General features: G+C 46.7%; 15 protein-coding genes and 3 pseudogenes. 3 read left to right on the top strand and 15 right to left on the bottom strand.

What is annotated here, in order from left to right:
• Positions 1 to 104: 104 nt before the first annotated feature.
• Complete coding sequence (locus AB4114_RS20345) at positions 105 to 578, top strand: SRPBCC family protein (protein ID WP_441990079.1); 474 nt, start codon at positions 105 to 107, stop codon at positions 576 to 578.
• 121 nt (positions 579 to 699) lie between these two features.
• Here the strand turns inward: AB4114_RS20345 and AB4114_RS20340 are convergent.
• Both AB4114_RS20340 and AB4114_RS20335 read right to left on the bottom strand, forming a co-directional pair.
• Positions 700 to 1317, bottom strand: a pseudogene (locus AB4114_RS20340) (phosphopentomutase); the annotation flags it as partial.
• A 159-nt stretch (positions 1318 to 1476) separates the two neighbouring features.
• Complete coding sequence (locus tag AB4114_RS20335; protein WP_441990078.1) at positions 1477 to 1863, bottom strand: hypothetical protein; 387 nt, start codon at positions 1861 to 1863, stop codon at positions 1477 to 1479.
• A 1125-nt stretch (positions 1864 to 2988) separates the two neighbouring features.
• Between AB4114_RS20335 and AB4114_RS20330 the strand changes: the two genes are divergently transcribed.
• Positions 2989 to 4704, top strand: a complete 1716-nt coding sequence (locus AB4114_RS20330) for a methyl-accepting chemotaxis protein (protein WP_441990077.1) — start codon at positions 2989 to 2991, stop codon at positions 4702 to 4704.
• Between the two features lie 13 nt (positions 4705 to 4717).
• On the top strand, positions 4718 to 5680 hold the full coding sequence (locus AB4114_RS20325; protein WP_441990076.1) for an HD-GYP domain-containing protein: 963 nt from the start codon (positions 4718 to 4720) through the stop codon (positions 5678 to 5680).
• A gap of 230 nt (positions 5681 to 5910) precedes the next feature.
• Here the strand turns inward: AB4114_RS20325 and AB4114_RS20320 are convergent, their stop codons facing one another.
• The 13 genes and pseudogenes from AB4114_RS20320 to AB4114_RS20260 all read right to left on the bottom strand — a co-directional run bounded on the left by AB4114_RS20320 (position 5911) and on the right by AB4114_RS20260 (position 25395).
• On the bottom strand, positions 5911 to 6138 hold the full coding sequence (locus AB4114_RS20320; RefSeq protein ID WP_441990075.1) for a DUF1330 domain-containing protein: 228 nt from the start codon (positions 6136 to 6138) through the stop codon (positions 5911 to 5913).
• 118 nt (positions 6139 to 6256) lie between these two features.
• A complete protein-coding gene (locus tag AB4114_RS20315) occupies positions 6257 to 6952 on the bottom strand; it encodes an ABC transporter ATP-binding protein (protein ID WP_441990074.1) in 696 nt (231 codons plus the stop codon).
• Complete coding sequence (locus AB4114_RS20310; protein WP_441990073.1) at positions 6952 to 8073, bottom strand: ABC transporter permease; 1122 nt, start codon at positions 8071 to 8073, stop codon at positions 6952 to 6954. Before AB4114_RS20310 ends, AB4114_RS20315 begins: the two co-directional genes overlap by 1 nt.
• 118 nt (positions 8074 to 8191) lie before the next feature.
• Positions 8192 to 8761, bottom strand: a complete 570-nt coding sequence (locus tag AB4114_RS20305) for a TetR/AcrR family transcriptional regulator (protein ID WP_441990072.1) — start codon at positions 8759 to 8761, stop codon at positions 8192 to 8194.
• Between the two features lie 319 nt (positions 8762 to 9080).
• A complete protein-coding gene (locus tag AB4114_RS20300; RefSeq protein ID WP_441990071.1) occupies positions 9081 to 15929 on the bottom strand; it encodes a polysaccharide lyase family 8 super-sandwich domain-containing protein in 6849 nt (2282 codons plus the stop codon).
• 193 nt (positions 15930 to 16122) lie between these two features.
• On the bottom strand, positions 16123 to 16944 hold the full coding sequence (locus tag AB4114_RS20295) for a carbohydrate ABC transporter permease (RefSeq protein WP_441990070.1): 822 nt from the start codon (positions 16942 to 16944) through the stop codon (positions 16123 to 16125).
• Position 16945: 1 nt separating this feature from the next.
• Positions 16946 to 17899 carry a carbohydrate ABC transporter permease gene (locus AB4114_RS20290; protein WP_441990069.1) on the bottom strand — a complete coding sequence of 318 codons (954 nt, stop codon included), beginning with the start codon at positions 17897 to 17899 and terminating at the stop codon, positions 16946 to 16948.
• Positions 17900 to 17965: 66 nt separating this feature from the next.
• On the bottom strand, positions 17966 to 19297 hold the full coding sequence (locus tag AB4114_RS20285; protein WP_441990068.1) for an ABC transporter substrate-binding protein: 1332 nt from the start codon (positions 19295 to 19297) through the stop codon (positions 17966 to 17968).
• Between the two features lie 130 nt (positions 19298 to 19427).
• Entirely contained in the window at positions 19428 to 20231 is an 804-nt protein-coding gene (locus AB4114_RS20280; RefSeq protein ID WP_441990067.1) for a response regulator transcription factor, read from the bottom strand.
• Between the two features lie 16 nt (positions 20232 to 20247).
• Positions 20248 to 21573 carry an ABC transporter substrate-binding protein gene (locus AB4114_RS20275; RefSeq protein ID WP_441990066.1) on the bottom strand — a complete coding sequence of 442 codons (1326 nt, stop codon included), beginning with the start codon at positions 21571 to 21573 and terminating at the stop codon, positions 20248 to 20250.
• Between the two features lie 25 nt (positions 21574 to 21598).
• Positions 21599 to 23356 (bottom strand): sensor histidine kinase, encoded by a 1758-nt coding sequence (locus AB4114_RS20270; protein WP_441990065.1) that lies wholly within the window; start codon positions 23354 to 23356, stop codon positions 21599 to 21601.
• 356 nt (positions 23357 to 23712) lie between these two features.
• A pseudogene (locus AB4114_RS20265) lies at positions 23713 to 24506 on the bottom strand (hypothetical protein).
• Positions 24507 to 24575: 69 nt separating this feature from the next.
• A pseudogene (locus tag AB4114_RS20260) lies at positions 24576 to 25395 on the bottom strand (hypothetical protein).
• Between the last annotated feature and the right edge of the window lies 1 nt (position 25396).

The raw sequence follows: 25396 nt of genomic DNA, 5'->3' as shown, positions 1-25396 counted from the left end.
TTATACAATTCGTGCTTGCATTTTGCAAGTTTGTACTTGCATTTTGAAAGTACAGAATTTATACTCGGTGTGTAGTCAATAATTAACGAGAGGAGATAACTTCTATGAATCAAAGTTACAGTACTTTTTTTAAGGTAGACCAAAGCCCCGAAGAAGTCTTCGCCGCCATCAATAACGTCCGCGGATGGTGGTCAGAGGAAATTGAGGGTAGGACCGACGAACTCGGTGAATTTAAGTATCACTACCAAGATATTCACCGCTGCGCCATCCAAATCACCGAGCTTGTTCCAGGTGAAAAGGTTGTTTGGCACATTACAGACAACTACTTTAACTTCGTAGAGGACAAGAGCGAGTGGAAGAATACCAACATTGTCTTTGAAATCGCCAAGAAGGACGGCAAAACAGAAGTTCGATTTACGCACGTAGGCCTCGTTCCCGCGTATGAATGCTACGCCGTCTGTACGGACTCCTGGGGCATCTACATAAGCGGCAGCCTTCGCGACTTGATCACCAAGGGTAAGGGCCAGCCCAACCAAAGCGAGCAAATTGTAATCAAACACGGCATAGAAAATTCTTAAAAACCCCATGCCATAGACCGAAGCTCGGCGCTTAGCAACTTGTGCTGCCTCTTCTGAAAGCGTCGAGCAAAGTATTGGCAATAGTCACAGGGTGGGATTACCATGTTTATTGAAATGAAGTTTATTTAAGCTGCTGTAAGAGACTCTGTCCATATTGTGGCGCTTTTACATCAAAGTTATCTGCAACCGTTGCCCCAATATCCGAAAATGTCTTACTTACCGGCAGCTCACTTTGCCCAGTGAAACTTTTGCTGTAGATGAGTAAAGGAACATATTCACGGGTATGATCTGAACCAGCATGAATGGGGTCATTGCCATGGTCAGCCGTAATTATGAGAAGATCATCTTCACTCAGTTCCGCGAGAACTTCATTTAATCGCTCATCAAATTGTTCTAGTGCTTTCCCATAACCAATCGGATCTCTACGATGTCCATAGAGTGCGTCAAAATCAACAAGATTCAAGAAACTAAGTCCTGTAAAATCAGTATGAATGATCTCCATGAGTTTATCCATGCCATCCATGTTGGACACTGTGCGCAATGACCTAGTAACACCTTCGCCATCATATATATCTGAGATCTTGCCAATCGCTAGTACATCGAGCCCAGCATCCTTGAGCTCATTCATCACGGTTCTTCCATAAGGTTTCAAGGCATAATCATGACGGTTCGATGTTCTCTTGAAGTCTCCAGGCTGTCCGAGGAATGGCCTCGCGATCACTCTGCCCGGCGTGATTTTCACCGCCTGCCATTGTTCATTCGACAGATCGTAATAGTAGATATCCCCGACGTTGTTAAACCGCCGCTCCAGCGAATGTTCGCTTCCCACGAAGGTAGCCTTCATTTCCATGATGCCGAGTGCTTGTCCCATTGCATCCTCGTCTGGAGCTCTACCTGTCTACTCATAATAATATTTTTTGGTAAGCCATAGCCGAAACTTTTTGCTTTTCACTTTCAAGCATTCAAAGTGATTGGCGCTCGGTACTTTGGCGTAGGCTTCGCTTATCTCGTTGCGGAAATATTCAGCTTCCCCGCACAGTCGGACGAGAATGTCCGCTTGCTTTTCCTTCTCTTCAGTTTTCCCGCCAGCATTGCCTGAATGCTCTGGTTCATACAGGCTCCTTAGCTCAACGCCATCCGTTTCCTTGACAGCTGTTCTTATGGCAATCTGCGACAAGTCCTCCTTTATCGAACCGGAGTATATAGGCGCTGCGGTTCGTATGATCTGCATTCCACGGGCATGTTTTAAGCACGTATTTGTCGACTTTGTTCTGCCAGCGACCATTAACGGCAACCTCCAGCCCGTGCTGATTCACCCATGTTTCCATATTAAGTTGTGCAGATTCAATATGTTTCCTTATTTTCGGCGCTTCTGTATGAGGCGGCCTTAGCTTCTTTGTCAGCTCTTCAATCTGTTCGGCAGATACAATCTCTAATGTTTCCGGATTCTCCGGCAACCCTGATATGCGGTGCGGACGCTCCAGCGTGTCATCACCCTTGCAGGATTGGGTGCCGTAGAGCTTACAAATGCATCACCTTTTCATCGCTATAATGCCAGTCCACCGTTTCAAGGAACTGCTTGATATGGTCCCGGCTGTAACTGGCGATCAACAAGGTTTTGAAGTAGGTGTATAGTATGAGATACAGTTCGTGTATAAGGCGCTTATCATCTTCATTACTCTTCTTGAGTCTTTAGAAGGGGTTACCTCTCAAACGGTCTTAAGATGAAATGGGCCCTCCTTTTTGAAGAGCATCTGTAGAATCGCGTCTAGTCTCTGAGCAAGTCTCAATACTGTTAGTAAGCATGTCCCTCCTCTCTACGAGTGTTTCGTAATCTGACCTATTCTGAATTGGAGTCACCTCCCTTCCTTGTGCGCGGCTGCATAAGCTTCGGAAGAAACAAATGGGATCTCCAATTCGGAAACCTATTTCCAGTTCTATAGGGCTACCCTTACTTTGATGGTAATCGATTGGGGCTGCCCTACTTTCTCGTTGTTCCATTGTAGCTACCACCAAAAAGCGAATCKTACCCTCAGGATCAAAAGATGTTTTAAGAAATTCTATGATACTTTGTTGTTCTTCCTTATCCATAGTAAGTCTTCATTTCCCATAATACGGTTGTTGCCATCTGTTATTTTTCTTTCGTTTTGAAGTTGATTTGCGAGATAGTCAGATTATTAGAACTGCTTCTTATTCGTAGTGTTACAAAATCCGACATTAATCTGTCGATAAATAGCGATATTTCAACTTTAAGATCAAAATCGGAGACAATTTTTGTTGCTATTTTGGTACTTTTGTACTATCATTCGATGTGTTTGTAGAAATGATACCCATTTATGGGATGATTGAGTTGGTTGCATCGAGGATTCTTCCAGTAAATTATCTCCAATTTTCTTGAAGGGAGTTTACTATGAAATTAAATATCAGAATTTTTAGATTAACAATAGGCAAAAAGTTAATGGGGTCATTTTTAATCATTGCTATCCTGCTGGGGATTACTAGTGGTATGTCATTTTATTACTTAAAAGAAATAGACCGTTCCGATTCCGATTTAATCGAGAGACGCGCGGTTATCTTGTCAAATGCACAAGCCATGCAGCTAGAAGCTGTACAACAATCCAGTAGAGTACGCGGCTATCTCTTGACAAAAGATTCACTATTTAAAGATCAATTGCAAACATCCAATGATAACCTGTCTAAGCTAGTCAATAAAACAATGACGTTGGTCCAAAGAGAGGCGGATAAAGAGAAGCTAAGAAAATTAGATGAACTCAACCTGCAGTTCAAACAAAAGTATGATCAGTTGCTGCAGATGGTTCAAACTAACCAAAACTCAACCCAAACGATGGATTTTTATAATAATGTTGTACTGCCTTTAGGGAGACAACTAGAACCAGTTGCTGATGAAATAGCCCTCGGACAGAAGAAATTAATGGACGAAGGAAGTAAGAACAATACCGAAACGACCAACATTGCAATTGCGAGCGTTTCAATTCTAAGTGTTATTGCATTTATATTATCGATTTTGATTGGTTATTTTAGTTCACGTATGATATCCAAACCAATTGTTATTATGGAAAAGTTCGCCCAGAAGATAGCATTAGGTGATGTATCTGTATCAAACATTCTGGTGAAAAACAGGGATGAAATTGGCTCTTTAGCTGACTCCTTTAATCAAATGAAGGAAAATCTCAACAATTTGGTGAGGCAGATTAATCTAAGCGCTGAGCATGTAGCTGCATCCTCGGAGGAATTGACAGCAAGCGCAGAACATACTAGTCAGGCTTCCGAAACAATTACTTCTACCATTCAAGCGGTCGTCGTTAGCGCAGAGAGACAATCATACAGTGTAGAAGAAAGCGTACGAGCAATGAATGAAATGTCCGCTGGGGTACAGCAAATCGCCGCAAATACACAAGTAGCTTCTTCTATGTCTATGCAAGCCGCTCAAAAAACATTGGAAGGAAACAACGCCATTCATTCGGCGGAGGAACAAATGGGATCGATTCAAACTTCATTTAATCAGCTTACTGTTGAAGTAAAAGAAATGAGTGAGCGTTCAGGAGAAATTGGACAGATTATCAACGTGATCTCCGATATCGCAGCCCAAACCAATCTACTCGCTCTAAACGCGGCGATTGAAGCTGCAAGAGCAGGTGAGCAGGGACGCGGATTTGCAGTAGTTGCGGGTGAAGTTCGTAAGTTAGCCGAACAATCATCACAATCTGCTGAGCAAATTACGCAGTTAATTACGCATATCCGAATTGGGATTGAGAAGACGATTCAAGCGGTGGAGAGCGGAACCAAGGAAATTAATGAAGGTATCCGTGTAGTACATACTGCAGGTGGAACTTTCGAAGAGATTAAGGAATATGTAGACCAAGTAGCCAGTCAGGTGCAAGAGGTCTCAGCGGCCTCGCAACAAATATCGGCTAGCTCAGAACAGATCGTTCATTCCTTTGAAGAAATTTCGGAGGGATCGAAATCAGTGGCTTCCGGGTCTCAAAACGTATCCGCTGCCACTGAGGAGCAATTGGCGTCCATGGAGGAGATTTCCTCATCTGCCGCTTCTCTGTCTAAAATGTCGGAAGAACTACAGGCGCTAGTTGGTAAGTTTAAAGTATAGTTGGGGGTACAACATGATCGACTCCATGAACAAGGTTAAGATAAATACTTGGTTAGCTCGGAAGACTACTCCCTTTACTGTAGTCTTCTTCTTCCTTATGTTTGTAATCATATTAATTGACGAGATTAACCCCACACAAAATCTGACGAGTATGTATCTAATTCCCTTAGTAGTTGCAGGCTTTGCATTCTGGAAGAACATGTTTATACAATTTATTGTATCTGGCGTTTTGTCATGGGTTCGTGATCATTTTGCCCCATATGGTCATGATCTAAGTATACATTTGGTTGTATCTCATTGGTTAACCTACACATTGGCCATATTGTCCGTATCCAATTCGATAAAGTTTTATATCAGGGAGAAAGAGAATACACTTAATCTAACCCTTGCACTAGCCAAATCTTTGGATTCTAGAGATACTCACACAGCGTTTCATTCAGAGAATGTTGCAAAATATGCATTTAAAATAGCTAAAGAAATGAAGCTATCTAGCAGACAATGCGATCATATTTACTTAGGAGGTCTCCTACATGATATCGGGAAAATAGGGGTGCCGGAATCTATTTTATCGAAGCCTACACCACTAACAAAGGATGAATATGACTCTATTAAACAACACTCTATCATCGGTTATAACATGGTTAAGCATATCCCCTCGTTCGAAAAAAGTGGTATTTTGGATATGATCTTATATCATCATGAACGGTTTGATGGTACTGGATACCCTGGTAGGTTAAAGGGTGAGCAAATTCCCCGATTAGCCCGTATATTGTCTGTCGCTGATTCTTTTGATGCGATGACTTCTACACGGGTATATAGAAACAGGATGGAACTGGAGTATGCCGCCAACCAGATCCGAAAAAATAGGGGGACACAATTTGACCCCGAAATTACCGACGTTTTCCTAAAGATACTGGAAAAAGAAGGATCGAACATTTTATTGCACATAGAAGGCATCAAAATGGGCCCGTATTAGCCTTATACCAAGCTAATCGGGCCTTTCTATGCCATTGTCACTTTACCCGCTCCAACCTCTACCTTGCCTCTTCGCCCTTCCGCACGAAAAATTTCGGCATCACTTATGATACGGTTCCCCGTAACGAGGTATCGGCGAAAAATCAGCCAAAGTGTGTCGCACGGCGGCCTATATGATCCCCAAAGTACTATTTTGCCGCCAGTAACTTTTACCATCCCATTATTGATTCCTTATTCTTTCCCTTCAACAATAATGCCCCTATAGGCTGCTCCTTTGAGGCGATGCTTCACAGCTTCTTGATAAGCTGGGCTGTAGTACCATGTCTCAGCTTCTTCAAAGCTTGGGAATTCCATCTTCAATTCATTTGTATTTCCATCCCTCAACTGTCCACATAAAACCATCATATCATCAGCGCTTTTTGCATACTTGATTCGAGTTGTACAATAAAACAAGGGCACTCTCTAGAGTGCCCCCGGGCTAAAACCCACTGTTTTCAGTTTTTGTTGACTGATCAACGAAGACTCTTGTGGGTTTCTCCCCAGATTTGTCTGTCCAATGACTTGCACCATTAACACCTTAGTGGATGGACTCAACTTTCGCTAATGATAACTTCCCGTCTTCCATCCGGTATACCTTGTCGCAGTAGGTTAGCAGCCGCTCATCGTGGGTTACCATAATTGCCGCTTTATGGCGTGTTCTCACCTCATGAGCGATCAAGGAAACTACTTCATGGGCACGCTTGGTATCAAGGCTTGCTGTAGGTTCGTCCGCCAAGATGACATTAGGATCGTTAATTAGAGCCCGGGCAATGGCGGTACGCTGTTTTTCTCCCCCAGATAGCTCCTCAGGGAAGCTCTTCAGCTTTGTGCCTAGACCCAGTTCTTCAAGCAATTTTGCAGCAAAAGCTTGATCTGCTGCACGAACCTTTCCCGACATCCGCTTGACGACAAGCAACTGATCAAGTACGTTCAGGTATGGAACCAAATTCGAAGCTTGCATAATAAAACCAATCTCATGTAATCGGATGTCGGATAGTTGGTTACCTGACAGTTTCGATATGTCCTTACCATTTAATATAACCTCACCCTCGGAGGCTCTAAGCAGTGCGCCCGCAACGGATAAGAAGGTGCTTTTTCCAGAACCGGATGGTCCTACGACCGCGATGAATTCGCCCGGTTCCACTTTAATGGATACGTTATCTAGTGCCGAAATACGATTCAATCCTTCATAGTAATACTTTGATGCCGCCGTAATTTGCAATCCCTTAGTCATTATTCAACCCTCCCAAGCGCCTGCAGCGGATCAATTTTCGATATCTTGCGAACCGATACCAACGAACTAAGCAATGAAATCACCAGCAAAACGATCGAATACGTGAAAACCAACTTTGTGTCAAGCATGAAGGGCATGCCTTTTGGCATGATTGCCGCTGTTCCATAAGTCAGGATTATGCCAACTATAATGCTAGAAAGCGACAAAACGAACACCTGAGAGACGACCGCTTTGCCCAAGAACCCATTTTTTGCTCCGATCGCTTTCATTATCCCGAATTGGTTGGTCTTCTGCATCGTAAATACATAGAAGAAAACGCCAAGTACGAATGCTGAAATCGCAAGCAGGAACGCAAGCATCATCATGATCGTGCCATTCTCTTCTTTGTAGCCAGGCATTCCCTGTACCGCTGCTGCACGAGTAACAATATTGGTACCCGATAGCTGTTCATTGATGGCAGTGGGATCAATATCATTACCTTGAAGCATTATCGCATTGACTGGGATCGTGACTCCTTTGTCCGAGCCAGGTGCCGCAAACGCAATTTTTCGCCACTCTGCAATGGGTGTAAAAACAGCTGCTACGTGGTTATAAGTCTGATCCTTGACGAAACCGACAATAGTCAATGACTCCGTCGAGCCATCCAACTGGAAGGTGTCCCCCAACTTAAACCCCTCGTCTTTCATGGTGTCATTTACGATAACCTTCGTCAGGCTATCTGATGTCAGTCTCGAACCTTCTATTGTCACCGGTTCTAAAAAACTCCCCGGCTCAATCCCAATAATAGCTATATCTACTTTATCCTCACTCAACTTGCTATTTCCTTTGATGGCTGATGCCATGATGGTTCCCATTGACGACACGGCATTTACGTTCGGGATCTCTTTTAATCTCACTGTCAATTCATTAGACAATAAAGACTTACTCATTGATGCTTTCGAGCCTTGTTCAAAAACTACGTAATCTGCCTTCATATTCTTGAACGTCGAAGCCGCTAGTGTAGATAACCCATTCCCCAAACCAGATAGTATGAATACCAACCAAGAAATAAGCACAAAAATGATGGCAATCATCAAAAACCTTGTCTTGTTGTGTTTCAATTCCCTCAATGCCAAAAACATAATCTATCCCTCTCCTCCGTAAAAATAAATGACACGAGTGTCAAATTAAGCCTCCCTCGTCTGACAAGTATTTATTATAATCTTTATTTGACACGGGTGTCAAATAAATTCGTACTCCTTAGTGTCTCCCTGCCCCTCCTAACCACATTTGGTACAATAACTTACTCCACTGAGATATAGGAATATTCATCATATTGGGAGTATCGATAAGGTTAAAAAAGACACCTATTATCGCAGGGAGTGGGATGCTTGGATTGAAGTGCCCCTCTTCCTGTGCACGAACGAACAATCGCTCAAGTTGATTTTTTAAAGTCATATGTGCTTGCTCAACAAATTCAAGATCATCGGCCGCCGCTACAGAACTAGCTTTATTAACTTTGTGCGCATCTCCAAGCAGTTGGTGAAAATTCGCCTCTTCCAGATATATAGTAAGCAGACTCTGCAGGGCATCCATGCAATCCGTATCATCAATAGCCGACGCCTTTTGTAGTACATTTTCCATTACTCGTTTCATACATGCAGCAACAATCTCTTCTTTATTGGCATAATATTGGTAAATTGTACTCCTTGCTCCAACCAGACTTCTCGATAACAATTTAAGCTGAAACCCCTCATAACCGTGTTCGAGAAGCACTCTCTTGGTTTGGTCAAGTAACTCCGATTTTGTAAAAGCCTGCTTTCTTCCCATGTTAATCACCGTCCCTAATCGCTAACATACTCGACATTATAACAGAAATTAGGCCCTATTTGTGATAAGGTTCACCGTAACGCTCATAACGGCGAAAAAGGCGAATGGAGCTGTCGCGGCCAGCTCCTATAGTCCCTTGCTCCATCATTTTATATTTCAAATTGCAGTCAAAATGGCCGCCAGCTTCGGATTGATGGACAGGCTTAAATCGTACACTTGGCTGCCCGACCGAATTCCTGCATTTCGCCGTGCCGAATGTATCATCGGCATAATAACCAAACGGGGTTTCCCAAATAAAAGGAAAACCCCGTTTGCTAGACTACCTGTTATACAAGTTATAAATGATAACTGCTGTTTCAGCCCTTGTTGCTGTAGCCTTCGGATTTATTGAATTGCCGCTGCCTTCTATAATTCCAGCTTTAATCAAAGCTGCAACATTATTTAATGCGTAACCGCTTATTTGTGCCGAATCAGAATAGCCCTTCAGTTCCGATTCGGAAGCATTTGCCAATTGTCTTCCAGCCTTATTCATAGCTCTTGCTGCAAGAACAATCATGTCTTCCCTTGATATCTTGGCATCTGGATTGAAATTATTGTTACCAACCCCAACTGTAATTCCAAGAACCTTAGCTGTTGCCAGAGCTTCTGCATAATAGGCACTTGAGCTTACATCTGCAAAGTTGCCCTGTGTTTTTGCAGATAACCCAAGAGCCTTAACAAGCATGAGTATGAAGTCTGCCCGCTTAACATCGGCAGAAGGATCGAAGGTTGTTTCAGAAGTACCGTTAATAACACCTTTAGATGCCAAAACTTCGATTGCCCTACTTGCCCATGAATATCCGCCAATGTCTCCAAAGCTCTTCTTCACATGTGCCACTGCATAATTGCCGAAGTGTGTTGTTTTAAAGGTTACCTTACCCGTTCTGGAATCATATTTGCCTGTTGGTACCGCCACTGCCTTTCCTGCTTCATCAATGTACCATACGACGATATGTTCTGGATCGGCAAGCTCAGCTGCTGTAGGCGTATACGGTATTTCCACGGTAACAGGCGCTTCAGGATTGCTCCATGATATCCTGCTGCCGTTTATACTTACATTGAGTTCTACTGCAGGTCTCATACCTATTTGTGACTTTACTGCCTTATCAATCACTACGTTTGTATCTGCTTTTGCTAGGGTGAGGCTTATACTCTGTGCCCCTTTTACATCTAATGGTGTGAGCATGTTTCCAGGTATTGATACCTTACCGAGTTCCGTTGCTATTTCGATCTTCTTTGATGCATGTTCTGCCATCAGAGCTGGTACCGTGAAGACCGCTTCATATGCACTGGCTCCCTCAGCCTTCGGTACATTGATTATTGCTGTATCCGATGTTTTGAGAGCTTTGGTCAATGCATCTGCATCAATGGTAGTTGAAGCTACGCCTGCATCATTCACTACAGGTGCAGATGCCTGAATTGTACCCGGAGCATTTTCTATCGGCGTTGTTGGCGGTGGGGTTACTGGCGGTATTGTTCCCGGTGTTCCGGATGAATCACCTCCGCTAGGATCGCTTCCACCATTACCGCTTCTTCTGACGGTTACCAAACATGTTGCTGTCTTACCGCCGTCTTCGGTTGTTACGGTAATTATCGCTGTTCCTGCTGCCACAGCGGTTACCCTACCATTACTGTCGACTGTTGCAACACTGGAATTACTGCTCGACCATGTTACATTCTTGTTTACTGCACTGGACGGTGTTATGGCAGCTGTCAGCTGTCCGCTACTTCTTACCGTCAAATCCATTGTGTTCTTGTCAAGTGTTACTCCATTTACTTTCTTCGCTGCTTCCACCAGTTCCTCATACTGTCTTTCTGCAACTGCCAGTTCTTCATAGTTATCCACTAATGCTTTCTGATCATCAGACAGTTCATTATTCGCTTGCCGTGCAGCATCGATATCTCCCTTGCTTTTCAAGGTAACCACACCGATTGCATGAATCAATGCCTTTACTGTTTCCACTTCTGCATCAACAACTCTTATCTCCTGTTCATACATAAGCTGCGGATTAGCAACACTGATCGCTCTTACAACCACGGTTCCTACGCTAATTGCTTTTATTAAACCTTCGTTCGTTACGAGGAGTACACGTTCATCACTGGAAGTCCAGCGAATGTTCTTTATTGATGCATTATCGGGAGTAACTGAAGCATCAAACTGAGCAGTTGTCCCTTTCTCGATGATAGCTACACCACCTCGCACCTCAAGACTGGAAACTGGTATGGGAGCACCGATATAATCTGTTACCGTTACTTCACTACTCGCATAAACAGCATCAGAAACCGTAGAATACGCCTTAATGATTGCCGATCCTGTTGTTATACCCGTAACAACACCTTTATTTGATACCGTTGCTATTTCAGGGTTTAGGCTGACAAATGCAACACTTCCCTCATTTATATAAGGTGGATCTGTAAGAATAGCAGCCGTTTTCTTATGGTTTCGTAAAACAGTAAATTTTTCAGAAGCAAACTGAATGGAATTAACAGTCGTTTCTGCCAAACTTCCAATGACCTCAAATTCATATAAAGAATATCCAAATGTGGTACCGCGCTTAATACCTTGCATACGAACGTATCTTCCCTGTATCGGCTCATCAAGTACATACCTCTTCCATCCGGCAGCACCGCTTTTTTCATAGACTACATTGGTTACCGAATCGCTCTCATTGTAGACCTGAATGTTATACTCTTTACCGTAAGCTGCTTCCCAAAGCAAATTAATCTGATAAATATGGCTTTGAGCACCTAAGTCAATGGTATACCACTGATTGTCCGATCTCGCAGACGCCCAACGCGTTGATGGATCTCCATCTATAGCAGCTTTAGGATCACTATTCGTGGTGTCATTGCCACTTGTTGTTGCGGTTTTTCCAAGTGCAAGATTTTGAAGTACAACTCCATCTTGTCCGCTTTGTGCTTTAAACGAGAGAACACGGAACTCATAAAGTGAATAGGCAGCAGGTGCTTGTGTACCACTTAATCTAACATATCGATATTTTTGTACTTCATCAAATGCAATCCAGACATTACCGCCTTTACCGTTCGTCTCCGTATAAAGATTTACCCAGACGTTGCCATTCAGAGAACCCTGAACCACATAATTGGTTGCATATTGCTGCCAGTTAAGCTCAATTGCTCCAAACCCCTTAGGTGATCCTAAATCGACCTGCAGCCATTGAACATTTCCTACACTGGATTCCCAACGCGAAAGATAATCACCATCTGTCGCTTTATTAGCAGTGTAAGTACCATTGGCAGAACTTGCAGAAGTATTTGCGTTAAGTGCGAGGTTTTCTGAAGTACGGACATTAATATTTGCACTTACATCTTCCTTCGTTCCAAGAACTTTAGCTGTTAGAACCGCTGATCCGAGTGCTCCAGCCTGCAATGCCCCTGTTGAAGAATTCACTGTAGCAATATCCTTATCTGAAATCGTATAGTTTATTTCACCGGTCGCATTCATCGGTGCCAATTTGACGACCGTGGCTAAATTATACTTCATAACGGCTTCAAGCTGCTTATCTTTAAAGCGGATCTTTTGTATGGGTGCAATTTGATGGACATAGGATAAGTGTAGGTCGGCAATCGCAATTGAATCGGCTTCACCGCTTATTGTAAGCAATAGGTAGTTCGTACCATCCTCTAATTCAGGAATGTTGTAAACCACTTTATTGTAGTTCCCATAATCACGACCGGCAATCTCTTGACTGGAAGCAACAGGTATATAGCTTTTCCCGTCTTTGGAAGACATCATCGAAACGGCACCGCCATTTGCTTTGGCGATAAAAGCAGTAAGATTGGCATTTCGTATATTAGTATAACTATAAAGCATCCTTGCATGTTCAGAGCCATTTTTTATCAGAATATCCTTATCCCCGCCGAATTTAACACCATCCCCCTTCATATAGGCGGCATCACCTTTTACCTCATAGGTTCTGGAATCATCCAGCATCGTATCCATTACAAAACGGTCAGAAGTCCAGGCATAATTGATTACCAGTTTTGAAAGCTGTGGTGCCCAAATTTTGGTATTATTGGAAACGGAAATCTTGATAAACCTTATGGAGCGATCCAATTCCGCTGAATTGGTATATACAACTTTACTCCACTTATCTTTTACTACGGTTCCGTTTTTTGTTGCCGGAATAGGAATCCAGTTCTCATTATCTGTTGAACCAAAGAATTGAAGGATGGTATTATCCCCTGCACTAGCCAAACCATAATCATAGGTTGTCAGTTCAAAGTCTTTTGGTGTTGGCGTATAGTAGGTTACATATTCCTCTCGTCTTGGATTCGTTTTATCAGCATCATTTCTCTTAAAACGAGTAGAATCTCCATCATAATAAGTATTCGCATTGGAAGCGTCGAATGCCCATCCACCGGAATAACTGACCGTCTTGGAGAAATCTTCGAATTCTTCGATCAAAGTACGTGTGTTGCCAATACGATAGGATATTTCAGGCGATAGGCTGCCTTCACCTGAATCATTAATTGCTTTAACTGCAAAATAATAAGTCGTATTTGCATTTAATCCTTTGATTTGCGCTGTATTTCCGAAAGTAAAAAGCGATTCCGTATAATTTCCACTTTCCGTACCGTAAACCAGCTTATAACCTGTTGCTCGCGAAGCTTTTGCAAATTCAAGACTCAATGTGACATCGTTTAATGCCATATTTGTAATAGATGTTTCTCCTGGCGCCTCAAGTGGTTGGAAGGCAAACTCAGCTTCGATCGGATTCCCAAAAGAATGATCGACATCCAGCTCAAACCTAATTGACGGAGAAGTTTGAATAACTTTAATCCGGCTATCTTTAGATATAACCCCGACAGCTGCCCGATTAATATCCACGGTAATTGTGCCCGAATTTCTATTTGTCGTATCTGAAAGAGCAAAGCTAAGTTTATGATCATCTTCTTTTATCATCATAGATGCAGCTTTATCAACAGTAAGATAATCTTTTACACCCATTGCATCAATGGATTGATCACCATCTTGCCAGAAGTTTGCGCCAAGAGTATGGAGCGTTTTCTCATATACAGCGTGTACATTATTATCCTGGCGGATGATTTCAATATCGCTGGAATCTGCATAGTTTTCAACCTGCTCTGCGGTCATTTCAGGCAATAGAACGTATGCATAGCTTTCATTCACCGGCTTTGAGCCATGATCAATCCACATCGTAAGGTAATCGGCTGATTGCACATCTTCATCTACATTATAAGAGCCCAAATCCGTCCATTTTCCTTTACGGGTTTCACGGACTGCGCCGATCTTGGTTTCTTTCGGGAAATAAACGCCAATATTGGAGTCTTTAACATTTCCTTCTATTAGTGCCCACCTGGCATTATCGATTTTACCGTTCCAGCCAAGCTTGTTCGACTGTTTTTCTCCATTGATAATTAGAGCATTATTACCTGTAATATAATGGTTGTCAATCGTAGTTTCAACATTGTTATTATGTGTAGAAGTAATACCTGATCCTAATGCTACAACTTCGTTATCAAACATAAACCACGATTTTTTTGCGCTCACTTTTGTGCTGCCGGATGAAATCTCCAGGCCGGCAGTACTGTAAGAACCATTAAGCGTGGTGCTTCCTGCAAAGGAGTTTGCATTTTTATGGCTGCCAACCGTGATGCCATTAACGGCAGTTACACCAGCAAGCCGATACCAGTCAACTGTTGGTTTTTGATAGGTATACTGTCCAATATCAGGTGTATACACATAAGTCTGTCCAAGACCCGTATACCAACCTTTTGTATTACTATCCCCTTGCTCAAAGGTTGTGATATCTTTGCTATACATAGAAAGACCAAAAGAGAACTTGTCTGTAGTATGAACGGTTCTTACACCTTTACCAAAGGTATAGCTTTTTCCCGCATTGGAAACCGGCTTGATTGAATCATCCTTAAGGATTTCCAAAGTTTTGGAGAGATTATATACGGGGAACATATACCATGCAACACCAGCACCCTCATTTAAAGTACGTATTGCATTTTCATTATTCATCCATTCCTTAATCATTCCTTTAAATCTCTTGCCCGTTTCCTCAGATACCGATTCGGAGAACAGTAGAACATCGAGGCTAATGGTAATGCCAGCATAGGCATCGGTCGTATCTTTACGGGTGATTTCACGTCCCCTTACCATATCCATGAAGACGCCTTTATACATAAAAGGCACATAACTTTTTTCCACGATGGTACTCATATTATCTCTTTCGGGGCCGGTAATTTTCCATGGAGAGTCATCAAGCATATAAATAAAGTGACTCACATCGGAGAATGCTTCTTTACCATAACCGCCATTATAAACAACATTTCCGTGCTGCATAAAAGTACCGTCTTCATAATAGCCATCGCCGCTTTTAACATATCCCATAAAGGAAGGAACATCATTTTTTACATAGGCAAGGATTGAACTATCTTTAAGAAGAATCCCCGAATACATGCGGACACGATCTCTCCACAAAGCATTTGCACCCACATACATATAGGGGTCTCCCCCGACTTTGGTCGCTCCCCGATAAGCAGTTGATGTATAAGCCTGGATCTGTTCTGCTGTCAGATAATCATACATAAGCAGAACTGTCTCGCTAAAATAAATCGGCCCCCCAATTTCCCAAGTAAACCAATTCCCATAGGAATTCGTTTCTACTCCTATCTTAAAATGATTTTTATAAATATAATCCATTCCGCGGAGTATCTCATTTTTCAATCTTTCATTCTGATAAAGTTCACAGCCTTTCGTCTGAAGGGCTAATGCCATAAACTTAAGGCTTCGGATCGTGAACTGGGTATTATTTGAATCACTATATGCAGAACCGCGATTGCCAAGCATATATTCCTTCCAAAGGTAATCATTGTCGCCCCAATCCGGTGTAGGATTAGGATTGATCCTGTCAAGAAGATCCTGCGCCACATTATTGATAGCGTGAAGTAACCCTTGCATATTCGGGTCCTTGGGATCATAATCACCGCCCATAGCCAAATACCGCCATTTCTCTCGCAGTTTATCAAATTCATCGACTGTTTTCCCTTGGGCGGGAACCGTTACACTGCTCAAAACCATGGTCAGCATCATTACAAACGCTAAAATAATACTCAATAGTCGTTTTTGCTTCATAACGACTCTCCTTCATAAAATATTTTCAAGTGAAAAAAATTAATACACTTCATACCGGATTGTCGTATTTAGGCCTTGACCTTTGCCGCTGCCGGCGTAATCAAGCGTTGCAACCGCTTTCTTGCAGCTGGAACTTGAGGCCCAGCCACTGCTGGCCGGGCCTATTTCATAAACGAATGACAGCTTGGAGTGGCTATCCTTTAATCGATCCCGCGAGCAATCCGCGTATGAAGAATTTTCCCAAGAAAATATATACGGCGAGGGTTGGCGTTGCCGCCAACAGCGCTCCCGCCATCTGCACGTTCCATTGCACTATCTGGCTTCCGGACAGGTTCTGCAGCGCGACCATAATCGGCTGCTGTTTCTGCGAAGTGAGCGATACGGCGAACAAGAATTCGTTCCATACGCTCGTAAACTGCCAGATGCCGACGACGACGAATCCGGTGATCGACAGCGGGAAAATTACCCTTCTGTAAATCCCCATGAAGCCGTTGCCGTCGATTTGCGCCGCTTCCAGCAATTCGTTCGGTATGCCGGCGTAGAAATTGCGGAACATTAGGGTGCATATAGGCAGACCATATATGACGTGAATCAGGATGAGGCCGGGGATCGAGTTATAGAGCTGCACTTGCTGCAAAAATTGAATCAGCGGAATGAGAATGCTCTGGTACGGGATGAACATCCCGAACAGCATCAATGCAAACAACGTATCAGAGCCCCGGAATTTCCATTTGGACAGCACATAACCGTTCATGGAACCCAGCAGCGAAGACAGCAGCGTCGCCGGGACGGCCAGATAGAAGCTGTTGGCCAGGTTCGGAATCAGCTTGTCGTAAGCTTCGTTATAAGCTGAGAAATTCAGACGGGAGGGAAGCTTCCACATCTGGTCCAGCGTAATTTCATCCACGCTCTTGACGCTCGTGACGAGCATGACATAGATCGGAACGAGGAAGACGGCTGCAAGCACAGCGAGTGTGAAGTACAGAATAAGCCGTTTCGAGCGCGGTATCGCCATTCTACGACTTCTCCTTTCGGAACGCGGAAATCAAATAGGGCACGATGACGAGAGATATGAGCAGCAGCATGACCATCGCGATACCCGCGCCTTGGGCGTAATGATTCCCGCGGAAAGTCGTCTCGAACATATACATGCCGGGAACGTCCGTCACGAACATGGCGCCGGGACCCGTCATCGCGTAGATTAAATCGAATATTTTCAACGAGACATGCGCCAGAATGATGATCAGGCTCATAGAGATCGGTTTCAGCTGCGGAAGGATGACTTTGCGGAAGATTTGACGTTCGGCTGCACCGTCAACGCGTGCGGCTTCACGCAGATCTTCGGGAATGGCCCGTAATCCGGCCAAATACATCGCCATGGCGAAACCCGCCATTTGCCATACGGCGGCCAACACGACAGCAATAATCGCCATCGGAATGCCGAAATCGATCTGCCCGGTATGAACTTTCGGTATGATCTGGGTGCTGACGAACCAATCGGGCACATGCGTAAAACCGATATTCTTCAGAATCAGATTCACTCCGGTTTTGGGTGATAGGATCCATTGCCAAACGACCCCGGTAACGATGAAGGACAATGCCATCGGAAAGATGAATACGTTGCGGAAGAAAATCTCCCCGCGGACTTTCGTATCGACAACCCGGGCCAGGAACAGGCCGAGCATCATGGACAAGCCGATGAACAACACGGTAAAGAAGAGCGTATTGCGCAAATCGGACTGAAACCGAAAATCCTGAAAAAGGAAGCGGTAATTGTCAAAGCCGATCCAATTGGACGATTTCACGAGCGTATTCCAATCCGTAAAGGATACATAACCTGTCCAAGCGATGAATCCGTAAACGAATATCCCGATGACCACAAAAGACGGCAGGATCATCAGAATCGGCGCCATCCGGGCGAATGTCCGGCTGCGGCGTCTTGGAGCTGTTACGGAACCAGTGTCTGTCATAAGCGATCACTCCCAATAAGGAGGGCCAGCCGCGCGATTCACGCGTCTGGCCCTTAATGCTATTCTCTACTTGATGCTAGAGCTTTGCGCTTGCTTCAGCGCTTTCAACGCTTGATTCACATCGCCGTTGGTGACGAAAATGTTGACGGCCTGGTTCGCTTGCGTCGTGAAGCCTTCGGGAGCGGCGGAGCCGTGAGCCATGCTCGGCGCCAGCTTGCTTGCCTTGAAATCTTCAATCGTCGATTGCCCGTACACGTCATACTTGGATTTGTCCGCATCGATGCGAGCCGGAATGGAGCCCTTCAGCGGGTTGAACACATCCTGTCCTTCTACCGAGCCGAGCACTTTCAGCCATTCTTTGGCTGCCTCTTTGTGCTTGGTGCCCTTCGGAATCGCAAACGTGTCGGTGACGACCATGAACATGCCGGACGAGTTCGGCGTCGCCACCCAGCCGAAGTCTTTGTTCGCGGTTAATTTCAGATCCGTCGTGAAGTAGCCCTTCGCCCAATCGCCCATCACGTTCATCGCTGCTTCGCCTTTCGCCACGAGCTGCGCGGCGTCCTGCCAGTTGCGGGCGGCATGGTCGGAGTTGATATAAGATAGCATCTTCTTGAACGTTTCCAGCGAAGTCTTCACCTTCGCGTCGTCGAAAGACAGCTTGCCCGTCCACAGTTTCTTGTAATCCTCCGTGCCGAGCTGACCGAGCAGCACGTTCTCGAACAGCATCGTGGCCGTCCACGGCTCCTTGTCGCCCAATGCCAGCGGAACGATGCCCTTGGCTTTCAAAGCGTCAGCCACCGCGAAGAACTCGTCAAACGTCGTCGGGGCTTTCAGGCCGTTGCTGTCGAAAATTTTCTTGTTGTAGAACACCACGTTGCCGCGATGGATGTTAACCGGTACCGAGTAGATGTTGCCGTCTTTGCTAACCAGGTCGATCAGATCTTGCGGAAATTTGGTTTTCCAACCTTCCGCCTCGTACAGATCGTTCAGCGGGATGACCTTGTCAGCCGCCACCCAGCCGGTATTCAGTTCAGCGCCGCCGTGCACCTGAAACGCATCTGGCGGATCTCCGCCCTGCATCCGGCTTGCCAGCACCGCCTTGGCGTTTGTGCCGGCGCCGCCGGAGACGGCAGAATTGATGACTTTGATGTTGGCATGCTTGCCTTCAAATTCCTTGATGAGTCCTTTCAGACCCGCTTCCTCGCCCGCGCCGGTCCACCAGCTGAAGATTTCGACTTGTTGATTGCCGCCGGGCGTGGCGGATGCGCTTGCGCTCGGCGGTGTGCTTGGAGAAGCCGCGGAAGGCGAAGCGCCGTTGTTCGATTTGCTGTTGCACCCCGTCAGCAGCATGCCGAGGGCGGCCGCCGCCGTAAAAACCAGGCCCGCTTTTTGTTTCATGTCATTACCCCTTTCGATCCGATGAATGATGTAATCGCTTAACATCCTTTATCCTAATCGATCGGGACAATCGATATAATGAGGCGAATCTATCTTTTCGTCCGTTTTTTCGCCCAATTTTGAACCGCTTTCATATTTGCCTTTTCCGGAAATCCCCCGGCGACATGCCCATATTTTTCTGGAACCACTCGCTGAAATAACGCGGATTCGGATAGCCGACCGCTTCTCCCACTTGATAGATTTTCAGCTTGCCCTCCGTCAGCAGGCTGCAGGCTTTATCGAGGCGTATCCGGGACAAGTATTCGATAAACGATCGTCCGGTCTCCTGGCGAAACAATCGACTCAAATAGTTCGGCGTCACGAACAACTCGCCCGCGATCTCCGCCAAATGAACCTCTTCGGTAAAGTGCGCTTGAATGTAGTTTAGTGCCTTCTTGATCAAATAAGAGCTTGGTTCCTCCAATGGCTCGATGGCACCCGGCATTCTGGACGGAGAAACTCTGTCCGAAGCGCAAAGCGCCTTGGCCTTCAGCAGGGCGTTTTCGATCTCCTCCACCTCTGTCGGCTTGAGCAAATAATCGACTGCTCCCAGCCGCAGCGCTTCCTGCGCGTATTGGAAATCACCATAACCGCTCAAGAAGATCACCTTGATGCCGGACAAGTCTTTGACCGTGACCGCGTCGGCTTCCCCGTCTACGCGGCCGCTGACGCGAAGCCGGGCCACCAGTTCGAGCCCGGTCATATTGGGCATGCGTATATCGGACAAGACGATGTCAACCGGGTCTTTCTCCAAATAAGCAAGCGCTTCGGCGCCGTCCTCGAAAACGTTAACGAGCTCAATGCCGAGCTTCTTCCACTCGATATGTTCGCATAGTCCTTCCCGAATCCAGGCCTCATCGTCGATAATCATCGCGCGGTATTCTGCGTTAGCCAACCTGATCCCCTTCCTTTCACGGAGCCGCCCGCACCGCCAGACGGCGCAGAACGGTGGACGCCTCCCGGAATGCGTCCTGCGGTTCTTCGTACAGCGTCACGACTTTGGCGAGAGCCCGTTCCACCGCATCCACCATCGCCGGATAGTAAGTAACTGACGGCTCGTTCTCAGCCATCTTCATCGATTCCAGAATGAGCGAAAAATCTGGGCGCTTCTCCCGGAACGCCGGGTCGCCGAGCAGCGAACGTCTCGCCGGCACGCCGCCGGCATCGGCGTAGATCATTCCCCCGCGTTTACCGGTGGCATATGCGAGAAACTTCCACGCTGCTTCCTTGTTGTCCGAGTTCGCGTTGATCGCCAGCGTCCAGCCGTGCTGGAAAGGAACGCGTTGAACCGCTCCGTCGCTGTCTTTCCTCCCCGGAAGCAACGCGATCCGAATGAAGCCCGCGTAAGGGCCGTCGCTTAGCTTGATCATCGGATATGCCGAGTTCCAATACGGTGCTGCCATGGCGGCTTCCCCGGACAAGAGAGCGTCCCTCGTCCGCACGAAATCCCAGGACAGAAGATTGTCCGGTACAATCTTATCCCGAACAAGCCGCTGCAAATAGTCTCCAGCACGGACCGATGCTTCCGAATCCAGCAGCACCTTGCCACTGTCTTCCTCCAGGAAGTTCCCGCCAAAAGACCACAGCAAGGAGGCGAATATTTTGGTCCGCTCTTCCGGAACGACGCCCGGCATCGCCAGCCCCCATCTCGTAGGGGACTTCGGGTTCCCGAATTGCGAGAATCTCTTTGCGGTCTCGTACACTTCCTCCCAGGTATCGGGCGGACTCGGAATCAAATCGCTGCGGTAGTACAGAAAATGCGTACTGATGTCCGTGGGCAAAGCATAGATCGAACCTTTGTAGCGATACACCGTCAGAAAATCGTCGAGATCGAACCCTTCGGGATCGGATGATTGCGCACTGCTTATGTAACCGTCCAAAGGCGCGATCGCTTTCGCCGAAGCAAACTGGGCGATAGACGTGTTCGGGACGAAGACGATATCGAACGTGTTCGAACCGGCGAGCAGTTGCGTACCTACAGCTGTAAAGTAACCGTCGCGACCGATCTCAATGAATTCGACCTTGATCCCCGTATCGTTTTCAAATGGTGCCAGCAGCTGTCGCAACGCTGCAGACTCGGTTCCCGTCCGGATCAGTACCTTGATTTTGCGAACCGGCTCCGAAGCAGCCGGCGAATCCGCAGTCTCGAGATTCAGCAGCATGGTTCCGCTCATTGCCCAGACGAGCAGCAAGACGAAAGAAACGATGATCAACCCGTTGTATTTCCTGCGATTCAAGCCGTCCCCTCCTCAGCGCCGTTATCTAATTCAATTCGTTGTGGGGAATGCAAACCGTTACCGCCGTCCCTTCCGCTTCGCCCGCTTCCAGACGGATGCCGTAATCTTGGCCGAATGCCAGGGAAATGCGCTGCTGGACGTTGCGAAGCCCCAGATGCTCATTGGACGATTCCTGCAAAAGAAGGCTGACCCGCTCCATATCGACTTTCCGCCCGGTATTGTGGATGACGATGTTTACGCATTCGCCCTTCTTGAAGGCGCGGATCGTGACTTTGCCGCCCCCGCCAACCTTGGATATACCGTGTTCGAGTGCGTTCTCGACAATCGGCTGCAGGAGAAGAGGCATAATTCTCGTATCCTTTGTATCCGGATCGGCGACGATTTCATATTGAAGCCGATCCCGGTAGCGGAATGATTGAATTTGCAAATAGTTTTCGATATGCTCGAGCTCCATCTGCAAAGTGGTCCATTCCTGCTCCGCGTTCAAGGTGAACCGGAAAAACTTGCCCAGCGCGGTCACGAGCTTGCTGATCGGTTCCGCCTTGTGCTTCTTCGACATCCAGTAGATCGTGTCGAGCGTATTGTACAGAAAATGCGGCTTGATTTGCATTTGGAGCGCTTGAAGAAGCGCCTTCCGCTTCTCCTTCTCCTGCTGCTCGTTCTCTTGGATCAGCTGTTGAATCCGCTGCATCAATCGGTTGAAATTGCGCTGCAGGACGCCAATTTCCTGAACGGAACCCTGAATTTCACGCACCTGCAGCTGGTCGATTGAAGGTGACGACATCAGCTTGGCCAAATTGATGACCGGCTTGGATATCGCGGTTGCCATGAGAACGGACACAATGGTGAAGATGACCGCGCCCAAACCCGCCATGACGAGCAAGTATTTCAAAATTTTCTGATTCGGGCTCATGAGCTCGTTTAACGGAACAACCGCTGTCATTCTCCAGCCGCTTACTGCAGACGTTTCGTGGGCCGTCAACCATCTTCCTGCGAATTTACCGACTGCCTCTGCGGGATGCGACAGCGATTTCACCAAACCCTCAATGCCCGGCTCATCGAACAAGGCCGACTGCTGCCGATAAATGTCGTCCCCCGCCGCGTCGGACAACATGAGAGCCCCGGTCGAGCCGATTCGGACTGGGGCTAGACTATCGTCGATAAAGCGATCGTTCAATTGGATGAACAGATACCCTCTCAGTTCGGACGTATTGCTGTCGATGAGTTGCCTCGCCGCCGTCACGGAATCGCGCACCGGGGTCTTAAAGCCGTCCTTGGCCCGATAAATCGCCCACTTGTCGCTGAACCAACTCATTTTAAGCGGCTTCATCTGAATCTGTTCGACAATATAGTTGAAATTTCCGACATCCAACTGTTCGTAAGATTGAAAGGCGTTGTCCGTGGACAGCACCGTTCGGTTCKGGGTGATCAAATAAACGGCGCGGATATGATCCAGCCGGCCCCGCAGCAGGTCCGAATACATCAACTCTTTGAACTTCTGATTCGCTTCCTGCAGCAAGTACGGGGTATTGATGGGCTTGTCCAGAAAATCGAGCGGGCGCTGATACAGCAAGGGCCACGTAAGCCGGTCGATCTCCGTAAGATCCGCTTCCAACGCTCGCTGGGTCTGACTGACGGTCTGCAGCAAATATTGGCTGACCTGCTTTTGAAAAATCCCGTTTTGTTTCTCGTACGTGATATAGGTGATGACGACCAAAGGAAACAGCATAAGAAGCAAAAAAACGGTTAGCAGCATCGCTCGTATGGAAATCGGCCTGTTCAACGCAAAGATTGTTTTTCCTCCTTCCCGCTCCCGGTAGTTTCCCTTTATCGCTCGGTATTGCGAATAGGGAATGCCCCCATCGTAAATTGGCTAACTCCTTGAGCGTCGTTTAGCGCCCTTCGGTGCAAATAAAGCGCTCTCAAAATGAAAGCCTCAACGATCGATCCGCAAATTGACATCGGATAAGAAGATCATACAGAACCTTAGCCGAAAATTTAATGAGGCAAAACTTACTTTTATTCTGTTTTTATACACCCCCTCAACAAGTATAACATTACCCACCCTCCCCAGGAACGGCGGATGGAACAGAGCCCGAGCCCCGGATTTCCGGTGGATGATACGGCTCTCCGTATCGTCTAAAGAGCGTAAGCCCCGAAGTAATAGTCAAGCGCTTCTTCGGAGTATCATCCCCCTGCCACTTCGAAACGGAGTTAAAATCATGACCTGCACCTCTATGTTTATGGGGCGTATCACACCGCGTCAGCAATCCGGCATATCCCCATACTTCCATCACCACATCCCGTTCTTGTTTGCTACAAACCATCGCATTCTTCCAACGCTTCTCCAACATCCGGGCGCTCTCATTGTCCGCACAGCTCCGAATCGCTTCGAGCATGTTGTAAAGGATGGCCACATCCTCGTCCGTACATTCCATTGTTTCCTCTCTACTGAGTAGTTCGAGGTCCAGCCAACAATACAGAAGATCGTTCAAACGGACGCCCCCCCATTTGACCCGCTCGAAATTCAGCACATTTAAATCCTCCTCCACATATTCCCGATCCGCCATGAGTTGATGATAATTACAATCCCCGCAGCTGCTGGTATTTGTCCCCACCGAGCTCCGCTATTCATAGGTATGCAAAGGCAATCCGGAAGTCAGAGCCCAGCTTGAAAGGGAGCTCCTCAGATAGACTTTTCTCGTAGACAGACTGTGCAGGAACGCAGCGGCTACCCGTTCCTTAGTAATCTCCTGATGCAATTCGTGCAATCGCTTAATGAGATCATCATGATGGATCGTTATAGGATCGAACATAAGCCCTTTGCTCTTGGCATAGTTGAAGTCCTCGCCAGCAAAGGCATACGGTCCGTCTTTCCACCCCCTTGAAGACCAGAAGGTATTCAGCAATATCTTTTGGGCTTTTTTATCCATTCGGCCTCCTCCTTTTCCGGCGGTTTAGCGACCGTACTGTGATATCCGACCACATTGTTCTCATATAAATCAGTATTTGCGCGCTAAATCGAACCAGCGTAGAGCCATATCTTCCGTTATAGGCTGGCTAATCAGGTGATCAGCCTGGCTGAGCTGCCAAACGGCTTCACCAAGGTCCTCTCGTTCGGTGGTTTCGATGCCTTTGAGCGTGTTGAAACGCATGGTGAACGCAGTAATTGCCGCCTCGGCTTCGGCAAAGCTGCCGGCCTGTGCTAGGTTTGCCAGGGCAACGATGTAAGCTTCGTTAGCCAGCTTGGCCAGATGTTTAGGCCAGGACGAGAACGGGCGTCCGAACTCGGCAGCCCACCATTCAGGCTTCCGCAATTGAAATGTAGTGAGTTTAGGTTTGGGAAGCGGCTCAGAAATGCTAGCGAGATGGGCTGCCCCAGCGGTGCATTATGTAAGGCAAGGCTCGTCACTTGGTGCAGCTCACCCAGGTCGGGCATCAAGAATGGGGTGTCATTCTTGCGTCTACCGGTACGCGGCGCCAGTGTCAGAGAAGATGGCATATCGCCTGTGCCCGAGAAACGTGATAAATTGCCGGACACGCCCAGAAGGAAACATCGCTTCGGAAGCTTCAGGGTTAATCGCCCGCCTGCGTCACTTCCCGTATAATGCAGATATCGTGGCCAGAGTGAACCCGCCGGCGTAGAAAAGGCATCGAATACGGTCCAATCGATTTTCGCATCAGGCGCAACATGAAGGTCAGCCTTCTTCCCCAGCTGCGACGGCCCAACCGATAGACTGCCCGGACTGTCAGGTCGATGGGATAACAACCATCTTCTCTGATCGAGCCAACGGGAGGACGAGCTTGGTTATCTTTTGACATT

The organism is Paenibacillus sp. 2RAB27 (genome assembly GCF_052115445.1).
Classification (GTDB): domain Bacteria; phylum Bacillota; class Bacilli; order Paenibacillales; family NBRC-103111; genus Paenibacillus_E.
The sequence above is the reverse complement of the archived record's forward strand: the minus strand, read 5'-3'. Positions and strand labels throughout refer to the sequence as shown.